The sequence below is a fragment of the Fonticella tunisiensis genome, assembly GCF_004364155.1.
Lineage (GTDB): Bacteria > Bacillota > Clostridia > Clostridiales > Caloramatoraceae > Fonticella > Fonticella tunisiensis.
Map to the genome: position 1 here is coordinate 37,310 of NZ_SOAZ01000004.1, position 15,807 is coordinate 53,116.

Below are 15,807 nucleotides of genomic sequence, written 5' to 3' on the forward strand. Positions count from 1 at the left end.
AAAATTTATATTCCAGTGTCCTTACCCGGCTGCATATCATTAATAATTACATTTCTTCCCTTAACCGTTACAGCACCTTTAATAATGTACCTTATGGCATCCGGCAGAGCCCTGTGCTCCTCCCTTAGCACTCTTTCCTGAAGGCTCTTTGGAGTATCAAAGCTGTATACAGGAACAACTCTTTGAAGTATAATAGGACCAGTATCGGTATCATCATCTACGAAATGGACTGTGCAGCCTGAAAATTTAACCCCATACTCAATTGCCTTTTCGTGTACTTTCATCCCATACATTCCTTTGCCGCAAAAGGATGGAATAAGGGAAGGGTGTATATTTATTATTCTGTTTTTAAACTCCCTCAGGAGTGCTCCCTTCAGTATTGATAGAAAACCTGCCAGGACAATTAAATCAACCTTATCCTTAAGTATTTTATATATTTCATCTGAAAGCTTTTCTCCATATAATTTTCTATCAAGTACATATGTTTTTATCCCGAAGGCCTTTGCACGCTCAATGCCGTAGGCACCTTCCCTGTCGCTTATTACAGCTTCTATACTGCATTTTAAGTATCCTGTTTCAATGTTATCAATAATGGACTGAAGGTTGCTTCCTCCACCGGAGATGAGAACTGCTATTTTATGCAAACTCCAGCACCTCCAGCCTGCACATAGCCTATTTTGTATGCCCGGTCACCCATTCTTTCAATTTCGTTAACTATTTCATCGGCCATTTTGGGATCGACACATATCACAAAGCCTATTCCCATATTGAAGGTATTATACATCTCATCCTCATTAACGCCGAGGGACATGATATATTTAAATATATCGTGTACTTTGAAGCTGTCCCTGTGAATTATAGCGGTAAACTCATCCCTAAACATTCTTGGTATATTTTCAATAAAGCCTCCGCCGGTTATATGGGCCATTCCCTTTATATTGAACCTTTTCATGAGTGAAAGAATAGTTTTTACATATATTTTAGTAGGCTCTAGGAGTACATCGCCCATTTTTTTGCCGTTAAAATCCATGTCAAGGTTTTTTATTAGCTTTCTAACTAAAGAGTAACCGTTGCTGTGAATTCCTGAGGATTCTATTCCAATTAAAATATCCCCATCCTGTATGGTGCTTCCGTCAACAATACTGTCCTTTTCAACTATGCCAACTGCAAAACCTGCTATATCGTATTCTCCATCCCTGTAAAATCCAGGCATCTCTGCGGTTTCCCCACCAATTAAGGCGCATCCTGCCTGAAGGCATCCCACAGATACACCCCTTACAAGGCTTTCTGCAATTTGTGCATCCAGCTTTCCGCAGGCTATATAATCAAGGAAAAAAAGAGGTTTTGCTCCATGGCACAGTATATCGTTTACGCACATGGCAGTGCAATCTATTCCAACTGTATCATATCTTTTCATTTTATAGGCTATTTCAAGCTTTGTTCCAACTCCGTCGGTGCCTGAAACGAGTACTGGGTTTTTATAGCCGGAAAGTTCGAACATTCCGGCAAAGCTTCCGATGTCATTTATCACTCCAGGAATGAAGGTTTTTTTGCTGTGCTTTTTTATAAGATTTACTGTCTTATATCCCTCTTCAATATTAACTCCTGAGTCTTTATAGCTTATCATAGTATTACTTCCTTTCCAGATGAAGTTTGTCCATCTCAATTGGGGCAGAAACAGGATATATTCCGTTAAAACATCCAAGGCAAAAATCCCTGTTTTCTCCCAGAGACTTTAAAAGCCCCTCTATGCCTAAATACCCCAGGCTGTCGGCACCAATTTCCTTCCTTATGCTTTCCACATCAAGCTTTGAGCCTATAAGCTCCCTTCTGTGGGGAGTGTCTATCCCGAAGTAGCAGGGATACTTTACAACGGGGGATGCTGCCCTGAAGTGGACCTCAGCTGCACCGGCCCTTCTTAAAATTTCCACAAGGCGCCTGCTTGTGGTTCCCCTCACTATCGAGTCATCTATAAGAACTACCCTTTTACCCTTAACGTTTACCCTAAGGGCGTTTAGCTTAACGGAAACGGCCCTTTCTCTAAGCTCCTGGGATGGTGAAATGAAGGTCCTTCCAACATATTTGTTTTTTATAAGGCCAATTCCATATGGTATCCCCGAGGCCATTGAATACCCCGAAGCCGCCGCTATTCCAGAGTCCGGCACTCCAATTACTATATCCGCATCGGCAGGGCATTCTCTGTAGAGCATCTCACCTGAGCGCTCCCTTGCTAAATACACGTTTATACCATCTATTGTGCTGTCAGGACGGGCAAAGTATATATATTCAAAGGCACAGGTTGCAGGTTTTATTTTCTCTGCGAAGTCTATTGATCTTATACCATCTTTATCGATTATCACTATTTCTCCAGGCTTTACATCCCTTATAAATTCTGCACCAACCGCATCAAGGGCGCAGCTTTCAGAACACAGTATATAGCTTTCCCCTATTTTACCTATACATAGGGGCCTTATTCCATTTGGGTCCCTGACTCCGATAAGCTTATCCTCAGTTAATATTACTATTGCATAGGAGCCTTTAACTGCCTGTATAGCATCAGCAACAGCCCTTTCTATGCCTTTCCCTGCGCCCCTTGCAATAAGGTTTAATATCACTTCGGAATCTATGGATGTTTGGAATATGACTCCGCCATCCTCCAAGAGCTCCCTTATGACGTCTGCATTTACAAGGTTTCCATTGTGGGCGATTGCCATTGAGCCAAGCTTATATTTGCCAAGGAGGGGCTGGGCGTTTGTCCTTGTGTTTAGCCCCGCCGTTGAATATCTAACATGGCCTATGGCTGAAAAGCCCTTCATATTCATTAAAATATTTTCACTGAATACATCGCTTACAAGCCCAACATCCTTATGGCAAATTATGTCCTTACCGTTTGAGACAACTATTCCTGCGCTTTCCTGCCCCCTGTGCTGAAGGGCATAGAGCCCATAATAGGTTATTGAAGCTACATCCATTTCCTTATTTGAAAATATTCCAAAAATGCCGCATTCTTCTTTGAACTTATCTATTGATTCATAATACATGGCAGACTTCCTTTCCATGCAGACTTCATTTCCTTTATATTCAGGTTAATTACATTCCGGCCGTTTATATTGACTTTAAAATCTGAGTCTATAACCTCTCCAACAACCTCTGCTTGAACACCAAGCTTTGTAAATATTTCAATTATGTCCTTTATATTGTCCTTTGAAGCTGTCAATATATATCTTCCCTGACTCTCTGAAAACAGGAATATATCTTCCCTTAATTCAGTGTCAATGTTTACGTTAACGCCCAATTCGTTTTTGAAGCAGCATTCAGAAAGGGCAACTATGAAGCCTCCATCTGAAATATCATGGGCGCTTTTTATAAGTCCCTTTTCAATTGCACTTAAAACGCCTTCGTTTGTATTTTTCTCTATCTCCACATGGACCTCAGGAACCCTTCCTGCTTCTATTCCGTAAATAGCGGAAAGATATTCGCTTCCTCCTATTTCAGCCTTTGTCTCTCCAACCAGGATAATGGAATCTCCCTTATCCTTAAAGTGTATATCCATTGAATTTTCGATGTTTTCAACGATGCCAACCATGCCTATGGTTGGAGTAGGGTAGATTGCCATCTTTTCTGATTGGTTATAAAAGCTTACATTACCGCTAATAACCGGAGTATCAAGTATCCTGGATGCCTCGTTAATGCCAAGTATTGAATTTCTAAACTGATAGTAAACCCCTTCATCCTCAGGGCTTGCGAAGTTTAGGCAGTCAGTTATTGCAATGGGCCTTCCACCTGAGGCGGTTATATTTCTTGCAGCTTCACAGACTGAGGATTTAGCCCCCTCATATGGGTTTAAGTAGCAGTACCTGCTGTTGCAGTCAACCGTAAGGGCAATTCCTTTTTTCGTGCCCTTTATTCTAAGTACCCCTGCATCCCCTCCAGGTACTACAACTGTATCGGTTCCTACCATGTAGTCGTACTGGCTGTATACCCATTCCTTTGAGGCTATGTTAGGGGATTTTAACATTGTAATTAAAGTTTCACTTAAGTTCTCAGGGCAGGGGAGGTTTGCTATATCCATATTTGATAATTTATCCATGTATTTTGGCCTTCTATAGCTTCTATAGTTTACAGGGCTTCCATCTGCAAGGGATGAAGCAGGAACCTCGGCAACAACCTTTCCATTCTCTAAGACCCTTAGCATTCCATCATCTGTAACCCTTCCGATAACTACTGCATGCAGCCCCCATTTGTTAAATATTTCAAAGACCTTATCCTCCTTGCCCTTTTCAACAATTACAAGCATTCTTTCCTGTGATTCGGATATCATTATTTCCCTTGGAGTCATCCCCTTTTCCCTGGTTATAACCCTGGCTACATCTATCTCTATTCCGCTTCCACCCCTTGATGCAGTTTCGCAGCTTGCCGAGGTGAGCCCTGCAGCACCTAAATCCTGAATGCCAACGACGCAGTCCGTTTTGATTAATTCAAGGCAGGCCTCCATAAGAAGCTTTTCCATAAAGGGATCTCCCACCTGAACTGCTGAGCGGTTTTCCTCCGACTCCCTTGTAAGGTCGCATGAGGCAAAGCTTGCTCCGCCTATGCCGTCCCTTCCGGTGGTGTGCCCAACGAGCATAACGGAGTTTCCAACACCCCTTGCAGTACCCTTTTTGATATCCTTCTTTTCAAGTATTCCAACGCTCATGGCATTGACAAGGGGATTGTCGTTATAACATTTGTTAAAAACAGTTTCTCCTGAAATGGTTGGAATTCCAACGCAGTTTCCATAATCCCCAATTCCCCTTACAATACCCCTTAAGAGCTTTTTAGTCTTTTCATCCTTTAATTCTCCAAATCTTATGGAGTTCAAATTTGCTATGGGTCTTGCTCCCATAGTAAATATATCCCTTAAAATCCCTCCAACTCCTGTTGCAGCCCCCTGATAGGGTTCAACGGCTGAAGGGTGGTTGTGACTTTCTATTTTCATTGCAATGGCAAATCCATCTCCAATATCCACTATGCCTGCATTTTCGCCAGGGCCCTGGAGAACCCTTAAACCCTTTGTGTTAAATAATTTGAGAAGTGCCCTTGAGTTTTTATAGCTGCAGTGTTCGGACCACATGACGCCATACATGGCAAGTTCCGTTTCGTTTGGTTCACGTCCTAGTATTTCAACTATTTTATTATATTCTTCCTCTAAAAGTCCTACCATTTTATAGGGTTTCATCCTTCATCCTCCTATTTAAAGCTTTCTATCATTCCCTTAAAAAGTCTTATTCCATCTGTTCCCCCAAGCAGGGAGGAGGCTCTTCTCTCAGGGTGCGGCATCATTCCAAGTACGTTGCCTTTTTTGTTTATAATCCCTGCTATGTCATTTCTTGAGCCGTTGGGGTTATTTACATATCTAAAGACTATCTGATTATTCCTCTCAAGCTCCTTTAGGGTTTCATCGTCGGCATAATAGTTTCCTTCACCGTGGGCTATGGGGAAGTTCACCCTTTCCCCCTTTTTATAAAGCCTTGAAAAAAAGGTATTATCGTTTGAAACTTCAAGTATGCAGTCTGAGCATATAAACTTTAGATCCATATTTTTAAGGAGGGCTCCTGGAAGGAGTTTAAGTTCCGTAAGTATTTGAAATCCGTTGCATATTCCAATAACATATCCACCATTTTCAACATAGTCATATATCCCCTCAAGTATTTTTGAAAACCTTGCAATTGCACCGCACCTTAAATAATCCCCATAGGAAAAGCCACCCGGCAGAACTAAAAGATCAACATCTATCTTATCTTCGCCGTGCCATATATATTTGACGTCAGCTCCAAGTTCCTTTAACACACTGTATACATCGCTATCGCAGTTGGAACCAGGGAATACAACAACACCAGCCTTCATTTTATTCCTCCTCGATTCTGTATGAATATACCTCAATTTCAGGGTTTATCAAAAGCTTTAGACACATTTCATCAATCAATTTCTCTGCATTTTCCCTATTCATATCGTTTAGCGTAACTTCTATATGTTTTCCTATTCTAACGGTTTCTACCTCAAATCCGAGTTTTGAAAGCCCTTCCTTTACTGCCGTTCCCTGAGGATCCAGAATACTTTTTTTTAAGGTTACATCTATATATGCCTTAAGCATTGACTACTCCTCCTATTCTCTTAAGTATCTCGGCATATGCTTCACGCACGTTCCCAAGGTCCCTTCTAAATCTGTCCTTATCCAGCTTTTCACCTGTTGCAGCGTCCCAGAATCTGCATGTATCAGGTGATATTTCATCTGCAAGGAGTATTTCTCCATTATATCTTCCAAATTCAAGCTTAAAATCTATGAGCTTTATGTTTTGCTTTAAGAAGAAATCCTTTAGAATGCTGTTAACCCTTTCTGCTGTTTTGTATATGGTTTCAAGCTCCTCAAAGGTTGTAAGTCCTATGGCTACTGCGTGATAATCGTTTATAAGGGGGTCTCCAAGATCATCGTTTTTGTAGCTTATTTCAAAGACGGTTGTTTTAAGCTCCATTCCCTCTTCGATGCCAAGCCTTTTAGCCATGCTTCCGGCAGCCGTGTTTCTAACTATGACCTCAAGGGGTATTATTTCAACTTTTCTGCAGAGCTGCTCCCTTTCATTCAGTTTTTTTATAAAGTGGGTTTTAACACCGTGTTTTTCAAGGAGCTCAAAAATCATGGATGTTATACTGTTATTGAAAATTCCTTTATCCTCAATCTGGTCCCTTTTTTCACCATTAAAGGCCGTTGCATCGTCCTTGTAATAAATTATTACCCTGTCATCATGGTCGGTGGAATACACCTTCTTAGCCTTTCCTTCATAAAGAAACTCCTTCTTTTCCATTAAAGTTCAACTCCTTCATCATTTTCTTTTATAAATTTATCCTTTATGTTTAATCTGAAGCTTTTTAACTTCTTACCGAGCTTAGGATATTTTATGGATAGTATTTGGACGGCCAGCATGCCGGCATTGTAGCTGTTGTTTATACCAACTGCAGCAACAGGAATTGATTTTGGCATTTGAACTATTGAGAGAAGTGAATCAAGTCCCATGAGGGATGCGTTTATGGGAACTCCAATGACAGGAATAGTTGTATGGGATGCTATTACTCCTGGAAGGTGTGCTGCAAGGCCTGCCCCTGCGATTATACATTCACAGCCTTCTCTTTCAAGATGCTCAATGGTTTCAATCAGCTTTTCCGGAACCCTGTGGGCAGATAATATAAAGGCCCTGTACTCAACTCCAAACTCTTTTAAGCACTCTGCAGCGCCCTTCATTACGTTAACATCTGATTTGCTTCCGAAAATGATAGCTGCCTTCATAGCAAGACCTCCTGATATGAAAATTTAATGTTTGAACAAAAAGAACAAAATTCACCCTGTGGGTAAATTCAGAGTGAATAAAGACAAAATACTATACGTCTTGACATATAGAGAATGTCTAATCGTTGAATTTACCCATAGTCGAAAGATTTACGGTCTTTCGGTAGAAACTTCTGAACCATATTTCCAGAATTATATGGATAAATGAATATTAATTTTATCCGTTGTGCTAATTCAAGAACTAAGCGGAGATAAAAAATATATGAAATTCACATAAAGCGGGCAATTAGAAGTTCTAGGCGAAGGGATGCAGAAAAATCCTAGAACTTTCGTTTGTTTGAGAGAAGCGAGTTTAACGAAAGTTCTTGATTTTTCAAATCCCGAGCCTTAGAACTTCTTTGCTAAGCGTACTCGTGAATGGAACATATTTTTTATCGCAGCGTCAGTCTGTAAATTTATCTAGCACAACGGATTAATTTTATATTTGTATATTATCATTTTACTGCAAATAAATCAATATTTTTGTTAAAATAAAGATTAAATTTCGTTACAATACGAATATTATATTTAATAAAATATATTAATTTCGAAAAATCTTTTTGTAATCCTTACTTACCACTGGCTGACATTTTCTAAGGGAAGGTAACAGTTAGATGTTGTTAACCGTCCCTAAATGTATTATAATTATAAAAGAAAGGTCACGAAGGCCTTCACCGGTTGATATGTTTTAAGAAGCCCCCAATGCGTATATTAAATGAAAAGCTTACCACGAAGGTAGCACTATTTGTGCTGCCTTTATTTTTTGAGGAGGTGTTTTATGCATATTCCAGAGAACTATTTAAGCCCGTCAACCTGTGCAGTGTTAGGTGCTGCAATGGTTCCAGTATGGAAAAGAGCTTCAGCAAACGTTAAAAGGGAATTTTCAAAGAAGAAGATGCCCCTGCTTGGAGTGGGAGCAGCATTTTCATTTTTAATCATGATGTTTAACCTTCCTCTTCCGGGGGGAACAACGGGCCATGCCGTTGGGGCAGCACTTATTTCAATACTTTTAGGTCCCTACGCTGCCTCAATATCGGTTACAATAGCCCTCGCAGTTCAGGCCCTTTTCTTTGGAGATGGCGGAATATTAGCCCTTGGTGCAAACGCCTTTAACCTTGCCTTTATCATGCCCTTTACGGCACACTATATTTACAAAATAATGATGGGCAGAGGTGGAAACAGAAGAAATTACATAGCTGCATTTTTAGCAGGATATGTATCCTTAAATGCTGCTGCACTTTTTACAGCGGTAGAGCTTGGAATACAGCCTGTTCTTTTCAAGGATGCATCGGGAATGCCCCTTTATAACCCCTATGGGCTGAGCATTTCGGTTCCTGCCATGATGATACCACACCTGCTTGTTGCCGGGGTTGTAGAGGGAATCGTAACGGCAGGGGTTTATGGATATATAAGAAAAGTTTCAGGGGAAGGGCTAAATGAAGGAAGAGGTTTAAAGATAAGACCCCTCTATGTAGCCCTTATCGTTATGATCATTCTCTCACCTCTAGGGCTTTTAGCATCGGGCACCGCATGGGGCGAGTGGGGGGCTGATGAAATAAAGAGCATTGTAGGATTTGTCCCCCAGGGAATGGAAAAGGGCTTTAACTTCAAATCGAGCCTTCCTGACTATACCGTTCCAGGCTTTTCGGAACATATGGGATATATATTGTCCGGTATTATAGGCGTTTTGATAATAGTGTTTCTTTTCATGGCCATTTCAGCAGCTCTATTTATAAAAAGGGAAGTTAAAATAACTGATAAGTAGGTGGAAGTGTGGATTGGCTTTTTAGAGAGGATAGGTACGAACCTGGAAGTGACAGCTTAAAATTTATAGACAAAAGTCTGATGTCTATACTGAAAATATTATCAAAGATCGATAGATTGGGTGGGCAAAGGAGAGGGATCCTTTATGGTGTAACTCCACCATTAAAGCTTATTTCAACCATTTTAACTGTTGTATGTGTGTCAACTTCACGGGACGCAACCTTTCTTCTCTCTGCAGGATTATTTGTTTTAATAAACCTTATTATGCTTGAAAAAAGCGACAGAAAAAGAGTTTTAGCCCTTGGAATTACAGCGTCTTCCTTTAGTGCTGTTATGCTTATACCATCCATGGCAACGGGAAACATAATAAACAGCTTAATTATCGTATACAAGGTTTTACTCACCGTCTCAATGGCCAATATTTTATCGGTATCCACTGGATGGTTTGATGTGTCAGCCTCGCTTAAACTTCTTCTAATACCGGATATTTTCATACTGGTGCTTGAAATAACTTTAAAATATATTTATCTTCTTGGAGAGATATCATTAAATATGCTTACTGCCCTTAAAATTAGATCTATAGGCAAAAACAACAACAAATACTCCTCAATATCAGCCCTTATGGGGAATTTATTTTTAAAATCGAAGGAAATGGGGGAGGAGCTTTACTCGGCCATGGAATGCAGGGGTTTTACAGGAGAATATAAAAGGGTATTAGCCTTTAACATATCGAGGATAGATGCAGTTTATGCTATAATTGTACTAGCTTTAACTGCAGCATATTTTTAACTGGAGGGTGAGGCAGCCTTGATTGAAATTAGAAACATATCCTTTAGCTATAAAGATGCCCCGGCACTTAAAGATATAAACTTATACATAGCAAAAGGGGAGTCAATAGCCCTCATAGGCCCCAATGGAAGTGGAAAATCAACCCTTTTAAAGATTATAAACGGAATCCTGTTTCCTCAAAGAGGGGAATATTTTTTTGATGGAACAAGCATTACTGCTAAAAGGCTGGAGGACAATGCATTTTCTAAAAAATTTCATAAAAGGATAGGGTTTGTTTTTCAAAGCTCAGACTCACAGCTTTTTAATCCAACGGTATATGATGAAATAGCCTTTGCACCGAGGCAAATGGGGCTTTCCGAGGGAGAGATAGAGAGGAGAGTTTCAGACCTTTTAAAGCTTCTTCAAATAGAAGAGCTTAGGTGCAGGGTACCATACCACCTTAGCGGTGGAGAGAAGAGAAAGGTTGCAGTGGCCTCTGTACTTGCTCATAATCCCGATGTGCTTGTCCTTGATGAGCCTATGAATGGGCTTGATCCAAAAACGAAGAGATTTCTCAGGGATCTTCTCATAAAGCTAAACTCCCACGGAAAAACGATAATATGTTCAACCCATGACTTTGAGTATGTCGATGGCGTTTTTAAAAGGGCAGTGGTATTTTCAAAGGAGCACACAATAATAAGGGATGACGAATACGGCAGGATAATTTCAGATGATGAATTTTTGTATGAGAACAACATAAAATAGCAGGTTTATTTACCTGCTATTTGCCTGTAGGCATTTATAGTTTCAACAGCCGTTTTCTTCCAGTTGTACATTGCACTTCTTCTAAGGCCCTTAAAGGACATTTCAATTCTTAACTTCTCATCTTCTATGAGCATAAGGAGCTTTTCCGCTATATCGTCTATGTTTTCAGGCTTTATATAAAGGGCGTCATCTCCCAATATTTCAGGGATGGAGGTGACGTTTGAAGCTATGGTGGGAGTTCCACAGGCCATTGCCTCAAGGGGAGGAAGTCCAAAGCCTTCGTAGAATGAAGGGTAGCAGAACACGCTTGCTGCATTATAGAATACGGGAAGCTCTTCAACGGGGACATATCCTGTAAAAATTACATCTTCCTTAAGGCCGAGTTCATAGGCAAGATCCCTGTAGTCATAGTAGGAACGTCCCTTTTTGCCAAGTATAACGAGTTTATATTTTTTCTTAAGCTTTGGCTTTATTTTGCTGAAGGCCTGAATGAGTCCCGTTATGTTTTTCCTGGGACTGAAGCCTCCTACATAGAGTATGAAATTTTCTTCAATTTTATAGTTTTCCTTTACAAAGTTTTTGCACAACGTTTTATTCTGAGGATAGTATATATCCTCTGCTGCAAGATGGGTAACGAAGATTTTATCCTCAGGGAAGCCCATGGATTTTATTATATCCTGTTTTGAAAATTCCGACACCGTTATTATTCCGTCGCAGAGGGGTATGATTTCAGGTATTTCCTTCGTATATATTTTTAGATACTGGGGCCCTACAGTCTCGGGCATTCTGAAGGGAATAACATCATGAAGGGTTATGACAAAGGGGGAAGTTTTCTCCCTGGGAAGGCCTATACCGTTTTGAGGGACATGGTATATATCCATTCCTGTATTTGTTAGTATATTTGGAATATCTATTTCCTCCCAAAAATTTTCCCTTCTGTCCTCGGATATCAGCCTGATATCTATATTATCCCCGGGGTTAAGATCGGATATATTTTCATCAGGAAGAAAAAGAAGATACCTGTTTAGTTTATCAATGAGATTTATATTGTATATCAACTGGTAGGTATAGGTTCCAATTCCTGTTCCCCTATACCATCTTGCCGCCCGTGCATCAATTCCTATATTCATGGCAACCTCACAATTTAATTTCTACTATACCATAATATGGATTGCGGTTTGATTGTGTGAGAGCCAATACATTGTGAAGAAGACATAAGGTAAAATATTTTATATATGTTACCTTATGTTAATGATATGAACTTCTCTATATCCTCTTCAATAACCTTAAGGGAACTTCTCCAGAAATCTATTGAGTGAACGTCTATGTTCATCATTGCAGCCACATCGGCTATGCTGTTTTTCCCTGTCGCTGCAAGGAGATTATCGTAAGATTCTACGAACTCCTCTCCGCGCTTAAGGTACTCAGCATATAATCCCTTTGCAAAGAGAAGGCCAAAGGCATAGGGAAAGTTGTAGAAGTTCGCTTCAGCATAGTAGTAATGGGGTTTGTTTATCCACATATATGGATGGAGGTAATTATGATCAAGCCCATCTCCATAGGCTTCCTTCTGGGCGTTAAGCATCATTTCCTTAAGTTCATTTACAGAGAGAGCTCCCTCTTCCCTTCTTCTAAAGAGCTCGCTTTCAAATAGAAATCTGCTGTAAATATCGACTATAACCTGACCTGAGGACGATATATCGCTCTCAAGGATTGTAAGGGCCTCTTCCTTTCCTGCCTCCTTAAGGGCAGCGTTTTTTATTATGGTTTCATTAAATATCGATGCAGTTTCTGCAAGGGGCATTGGATAATCGCTGTTTAAAAAGCTTTCATTAACAAGGCAGGCTCCGTGATATCCATGTCCAAGTTCATGGGCTAAAGTGCTGACATCGTTAAAGCTTCCTGTAAAGTTTGAAAGTATTCTGCTTTCCTTTATTGGATGAAGATTATAGCAGAAAGCCCCTCCTCTTTTTCCTTCCCTTGGCTCTGCATCTATCCATCTCTTATCGAATGCATTTTTAACATAATCGGAAAGCCTTTTGCTAAAGCCTTTGAAGCTATTAACTATAAAATCCCTGGCCTCCTCAAATGTAAATCTCATGTCAGCCTCTCCAACAGGGGCAAAGAGGTCGTAGAATGGAAGCCCGTTTTTATGTCCAAGTATCTCAGCCTTTTTTCTGTAGTACCTGTGGAAATATGGAAGGCTTTCCCTCATAGCGGATAACATTGCATCGAGGGTTTCCTTATCCATTCTTGAATCCATAAGGGTTTTCTCAAGTACTGAATTATATCCTCGAAGCTTTGATATTGTAATAACCTCCCCCTTAATTCCGTTTAAGCATGCTGCAGAGGACTCTTCGATTTTCTCATATGCCTTAAGCTCTGCATAGTATGCGCTTTTTCTAACTTCAGGGTTTTTATCGTAGGCCATATTCCTTACAACTGGCAGGGGCAGATGTTTTTCTTCACCGTCTATAGTTATATCAACAAGAAGCGTGGAGGATAGAAGATTTTGAAGCTTTGACCATGCGTTTGAGCCTGTGTTTTTCATTTTAGCTATTATGACTTCTTCCTTATCGCTTAATAAGTATTTGCTTCTTCTCACTATTTCCTTTAAATAGAACCTGTGCTCCTTTAAAAGCTCAGAGGCTTCTATTATGTTATCAATATCTTCAAGTGAACCAACCCACTTTTTAAATGTGGATGTCGGTTCGGTAAGTTCAGGTATTTTTCCATAGAGTATGTCTGAAGTGCGAAGAGCCTTCTCATTTTTAGCCTCAACGCTCAGTGTAAGCTCCGTATATGCTGAGAGCTTTGAAAAAAGTGAATAAAATTCGTTTTGAATCTTTATAAACTCTTCAATTTTTTCTACAGGATCATCCTTTGTTGAAAGATTGTTCTTGACCCACTCTTTAATATTCTTAATGTATTCATCGCACCTTTTAAGATCCTCCCTGAATTCCTCCGAATCAAAGGAAGTGTAAAGAGTATCAAGGCTCCATCTCATATTATCCATATTATCCCTCCTGACGGTTTTATTTAATAATACCTCTATTTTCAGAACAATTCAACTTGCGGCAATATTAGTATGTGTTGAAAGAAAAATATCTATTGCTTTAAAATTGCTGATACCTTGTAGAGGCGAACAGTGCTACCGGCAAAATAGCCATTACTGTGCGAAGAAACGATGTTCTCCCCTACAACAGAAATGGCAAATCTTTATTGTTTCTTATTTATCATACAAATGCTTTCTACGACATAAAAATAGTTAGGGGGTGATTATATGGTAAGAGAAACTGAAATATCAACACAGTTTGGATTTAAAATATACGAATTTATACCAATGAGAGGAGTGTATCTTCTAAAAACTAATAAAGGAAACAAATGTTTAAAAAAGATAAATTACGGAATTCAAAAGTTGATGTATTTATATCAAGCAAAGGAACATATAATAAGAAACGGTTTTAAAAATATTGACAGGTATAATCTATCCCTTGAAGGAACCCCCTATGCCCTTGTAAATGACGACATATACGTTATAACAGATTGGATTGAGGGGAGGGAATGTGATTTTAAAAAAATTGACGAATTGATGAAGGCATCGGAAACCCTTGCAGTATTTCACTTAAGTGCACGGGGCTTTATTCCCGATGAGAGCGTTAAAGTCAGGGATGATATAGGAAAGCTCCCTCAGACCATGGAAAAGAGGATGTCAACACTTAATAAAATGAGGGACATAGCAAGAAAGAACAGGAGAAAAACTGAGTTTGATATTATGTACCTATCCAATGTTGATTCCTACCTGGACCTTGCAAAGCAGGCAGTTAAGACACTTGATATGGAGGGGTATATAAGGCTTTGTGAAAGGTCCTATTTTGACAGGGTTCTATGCCATCACGATTACACATACCATAATATACTGTTCGATAAGGATGAAAACGCTCACATAGTAGATTTTGATTACTGTAAATCAGAGCTTCAGATATATGATGTTTCAACGCTTATAATAAAAGCCCTCAAGAGGCTTGACTGGAACGTTGAATATGCAAGGGCTATTGTAGGTGCATATAATAGGGTAAGACAAATTAGCAGTGAGGAGGAAAATATGCTTAAAACGCTCCTTATATTCCCCCAGAGGTTCTGGAGGCTTGCAAACAGGTTCTATTATAGAGAATCAGGCTGGAGCGAAGGGGTGTTCATCAAAAAGATGAGGGAGATAATCGAAGAAAAGGAAAAATATTTGAATTTCATAGGAAATGTGGATGAGATTTTTAAATAAATGATGCTGCTCTAAGCTTTTAGGGCAGCATCATTTAACATTATATCAAGAAGATCAAAGCGCCTGTCCTTATGGTATCCCGTATATTCAATATCTTCATATACTCTGCTCAAGGTATTGTTTTTGACGTAGTTGATTCCGCATATGCAGTCGCCTATTATTGTTTCCGCCATTTTTAAAGCATGTTTTTCCGTCCTGGACATAAGGCTTAAAAATCTGTGGAGTTTGTTTAGCCCAACATCCACCGTAAATCCCATCTTAACTGCCCAGCACAAAAGCAGGGGAGGAATGGATATATAATGAATGGGGATGGATTCAGCAAGGCGTTTTGAAATTCCATGTGGCCCGTGGGAGGGCGTTGAGTATTTTATCTTGTCGAAAAGGTTAAGCTCCATATTCAGCATCTTTCTAAATTCAAGGACATAGTAGGCAAGCCCCGATGGAAGTTCATTATCGTAATAGCAGTCGGTAAGGGATAGGTCAACTCCCAGTTTTAATGATTTTATAAGGGTATTTATATCATCCTTTGTAATTCCAAGCATGTCTCCATCTATAAATATAAAGTATTCACCTCCATCGGAAAGGGCATAGGAGAGCCCTACAGCCCTTGGAACGTCGTGACCTAAGGGTGTATTGCAGTATAGTATATTTATTTTATGGGATTCAAAACTTTTTAAAATATCAAGCGTATTGTCTGTGCTCCCGTTATCTACAACGAGTATTTTATCAGCATCGCTTTTGCTTACTTCCTTTAATATCTCTTTAATAAACCTGCCTTCATTATAGCAGGGGATAATTACATATATCATAAGAACCACTCTCCACATCTCTCAAATTGTCGTTAACAAAAATTGTCGATATTTCATATTAT

The 15,807-nt window shown here is 39.7% G+C and carries 15 protein-coding genes and 1 riboswitch; of the genes, 4 read left to right on the forward strand and 11 right to left on the reverse strand.

All coding sequences use genetic code 11. The annotated features are described in order from the left end of the window. Positions 1 to 5: 5 nt before the first annotated feature. Genes purN through purE form a run of 8 tightly spaced genes read right to left on the reverse strand, consistent with a single transcriptional unit; the run spans position 6 to position 7,321 of the window. Positions 6 to 644, reverse strand: coding sequence for a phosphoribosylglycinamide formyltransferase (gene purN, locus EDD71_RS03325; RefSeq protein WP_133627325.1), 639 nt, complete (start codon positions 642 to 644; stop codon positions 6 to 8). Beyond that, positions 632 to 1,627 (reverse strand): phosphoribosylformylglycinamidine cyclo-ligase, encoded by a 996-nt coding sequence (gene purM, locus EDD71_RS03330; protein ID WP_133627326.1) that lies wholly within the window; start codon positions 1,625 to 1,627, stop codon positions 632 to 634. Before purM ends, purN begins: the two co-directional genes overlap by 13 nt. Positions 1,628 to 1,631: 4 nt before the next feature. Next, positions 1,632 to 3,059 (reverse strand): amidophosphoribosyltransferase, encoded by a 1,428-nt coding sequence (gene purF, locus EDD71_RS03335; protein ID WP_133627327.1) that lies wholly within the window; start codon positions 3,057 to 3,059, stop codon positions 1,632 to 1,634. Further along, positions 3,023 to 5,218 carry a phosphoribosylformylglycinamidine synthase subunit PurL gene (purL, locus tag EDD71_RS03340; protein WP_133627328.1) on the reverse strand — a complete coding sequence of 732 codons (2,196 nt, stop codon included), beginning with the start codon at positions 5,216 to 5,218 and terminating at the stop codon, positions 3,023 to 3,025. The genes purF and purL overlap by 37 nt, the downstream gene beginning before the upstream one ends. 11 nt (positions 5,219 to 5,229) lie before the next feature. Then, entirely contained in the window at positions 5,230 to 5,886 is a 657-nt protein-coding gene (gene purQ / locus EDD71_RS03345; RefSeq protein ID WP_133627329.1) for a phosphoribosylformylglycinamidine synthase subunit PurQ, read from the reverse strand. A 1-nt stretch (position 5,887) separates the two neighbouring features. Then, entirely contained in the window at positions 5,888 to 6,133 is a 246-nt protein-coding gene (purS, locus tag EDD71_RS03350; protein ID WP_133627330.1) for a phosphoribosylformylglycinamidine synthase subunit PurS, read from the reverse strand. Next, entirely contained in the window at positions 6,126 to 6,842 is a 717-nt protein-coding gene (gene purC, locus EDD71_RS03355; protein ID WP_133627331.1) for a phosphoribosylaminoimidazolesuccinocarboxamide synthase, read from the reverse strand. The genes purS and purC overlap by 8 nt, the downstream gene beginning before the upstream one ends. Further along, the gene (gene purE / locus EDD71_RS03360; RefSeq protein ID WP_133627332.1) at positions 6,842 to 7,321 is read right to left on the reverse strand and encodes a 5-(carboxyamino)imidazole ribonucleotide mutase; all 480 of its coding nucleotides are present in this window, start codon (positions 7,319 to 7,321) and stop codon (positions 6,842 to 6,844) included. The genes purC and purE overlap by 1 nt, the downstream gene beginning before the upstream one ends. A gap of 118 nt (positions 7,322 to 7,439) precedes the next feature. Next, positions 7,440 to 7,541, reverse strand: a riboswitch (purine riboswitch). Positions 7,542 to 8,138: 597 nt separating this feature from the next. On the opposite strand from purE, the gene cbiM reads away from it, so the two are divergent. The 3 genes from cbiM to EDD71_RS03375 are packed head-to-tail and all read left to right on the forward strand — an operon-like array spanning position 8,139 to position 10,657. Then, entirely contained in the window at positions 8,139 to 9,125 is a 987-nt protein-coding gene (gene cbiM, locus EDD71_RS03365; RefSeq protein ID WP_133627333.1) for a cobalt transporter CbiM, read from the forward strand. Between the two features lie 8 nt (positions 9,126 to 9,133). After that, positions 9,134 to 9,913: an energy-coupling factor transporter transmembrane component T family protein gene (locus EDD71_RS03370; RefSeq protein ID WP_243116389.1), complete on the forward strand. Its 780-nt coding sequence runs from the start codon at positions 9,134 to 9,136 to the stop codon at positions 9,911 to 9,913. 18 nt (positions 9,914 to 9,931) lie between these two features. Next, positions 9,932 to 10,657 carry an energy-coupling factor ABC transporter ATP-binding protein gene (locus EDD71_RS03375; protein ID WP_133627334.1) on the forward strand — a complete coding sequence of 242 codons (726 nt, stop codon included), beginning with the start codon at positions 9,932 to 9,934 and terminating at the stop codon, positions 10,655 to 10,657. Between the two features lie 5 nt (positions 10,658 to 10,662). Here EDD71_RS03375 and EDD71_RS03380 read toward each other — a convergent pair whose 3' ends face one another. After that, positions 10,663 to 11,787 (reverse strand): glycosyltransferase family 4 protein, encoded by a 1,125-nt coding sequence (locus tag EDD71_RS03380; RefSeq protein ID WP_133627335.1) that lies wholly within the window; start codon positions 11,785 to 11,787, stop codon positions 10,663 to 10,665. A gap of 113 nt (positions 11,788 to 11,900) precedes the next feature. Then, on the reverse strand, positions 11,901 to 13,664 hold the full coding sequence (locus tag EDD71_RS03385) for a M3 family oligoendopeptidase (RefSeq protein WP_207669274.1): 1,764 nt from the start codon (positions 13,662 to 13,664) through the stop codon (positions 11,901 to 11,903). A gap of 276 nt (positions 13,665 to 13,940) precedes the next feature. Here EDD71_RS03385 and EDD71_RS03390 point away from each other — a divergent pair, with 276 nt between their 5' ends. Further along, a complete protein-coding gene (locus EDD71_RS03390; RefSeq protein ID WP_133627337.1) occupies positions 13,941 to 14,936 on the forward strand; it encodes a CotS family spore coat protein in 996 nt (331 codons plus the stop codon). An 11-nt stretch (positions 14,937 to 14,947) separates the two neighbouring features. Here EDD71_RS03390 and EDD71_RS03395 read toward each other — a convergent pair whose 3' ends face one another. Further along, positions 14,948 to 15,745: a glycosyltransferase family 2 protein gene (locus EDD71_RS03395; protein ID WP_166636322.1), complete on the reverse strand. Its 798-nt coding sequence runs from the start codon at positions 15,743 to 15,745 to the stop codon at positions 14,948 to 14,950. Positions 15,746 to 15,807 lie beyond the last annotated feature (62 nt).

Coding starts and splice junctions, on each gene's coding strand:
- EDD71_RS03380 (WP_133627335.1), bottom strand. CDS start 11,787: ATGAATATAGGAATTGATGCACGGGCGGCAAGATGGTATAGGGGAACA.
- cbiM (WP_133627333.1), top strand. CDS start 8,139: ATGCATATTCCAGAGAACTATTTAAGCCCGTCAACCTGTGCAGTGTTA.
- purS (WP_133627330.1), bottom strand. CDS start 6,133: ATGCTTAAGGCATATATAGATGTAACCTTAAAAAAAAGTATTCTGGAT.
- purL (WP_133627328.1), bottom strand. CDS start 5,218: ATGAAACCCTATAAAATGGTAGGACTTTTAGAGGAAGAATATAATAAA.
- purF (WP_133627327.1), bottom strand. CDS start 3,059: ATGGAAAGGAAGTCTGCCATGTATTATGAATCAATAGATAAGTTCAAA.
- purM (WP_133627326.1), bottom strand. CDS start 1,627: ATGATAAGCTATAAAGACTCAGGAGTTAATATTGAAGAGGGATATAAG.
- EDD71_RS03385 (WP_207669274.1), bottom strand. CDS start 13,664: ATGAGATGGAGCCTTGATACTCTTTACACTTCCTTTGATTCGGAGGAA.
- purE (WP_133627332.1), bottom strand. CDS start 7,321: ATGAAGGCAGCTATCATTTTCGGAAGCAAATCAGATGTTAACGTAATG.
- purC (WP_133627331.1), bottom strand. CDS start 6,842: ATGGAAAAGAAGGAGTTTCTTTATGAAGGAAAGGCTAAGAAGGTGTAT.
- EDD71_RS03390 (WP_133627337.1), top strand. CDS start 13,941: ATGGTAAGAGAAACTGAAATATCAACACAGTTTGGATTTAAAATATAC.
- EDD71_RS03395 (WP_166636322.1), bottom strand. CDS start 15,745: ATGATATATGTAATTATCCCCTGCTATAATGAAGGCAGGTTTATTAAA.
- purQ (WP_133627329.1), bottom strand. CDS start 5,886: ATGAAGGCTGGTGTTGTTGTATTCCCTGGTTCCAACTGCGATAGCGAT.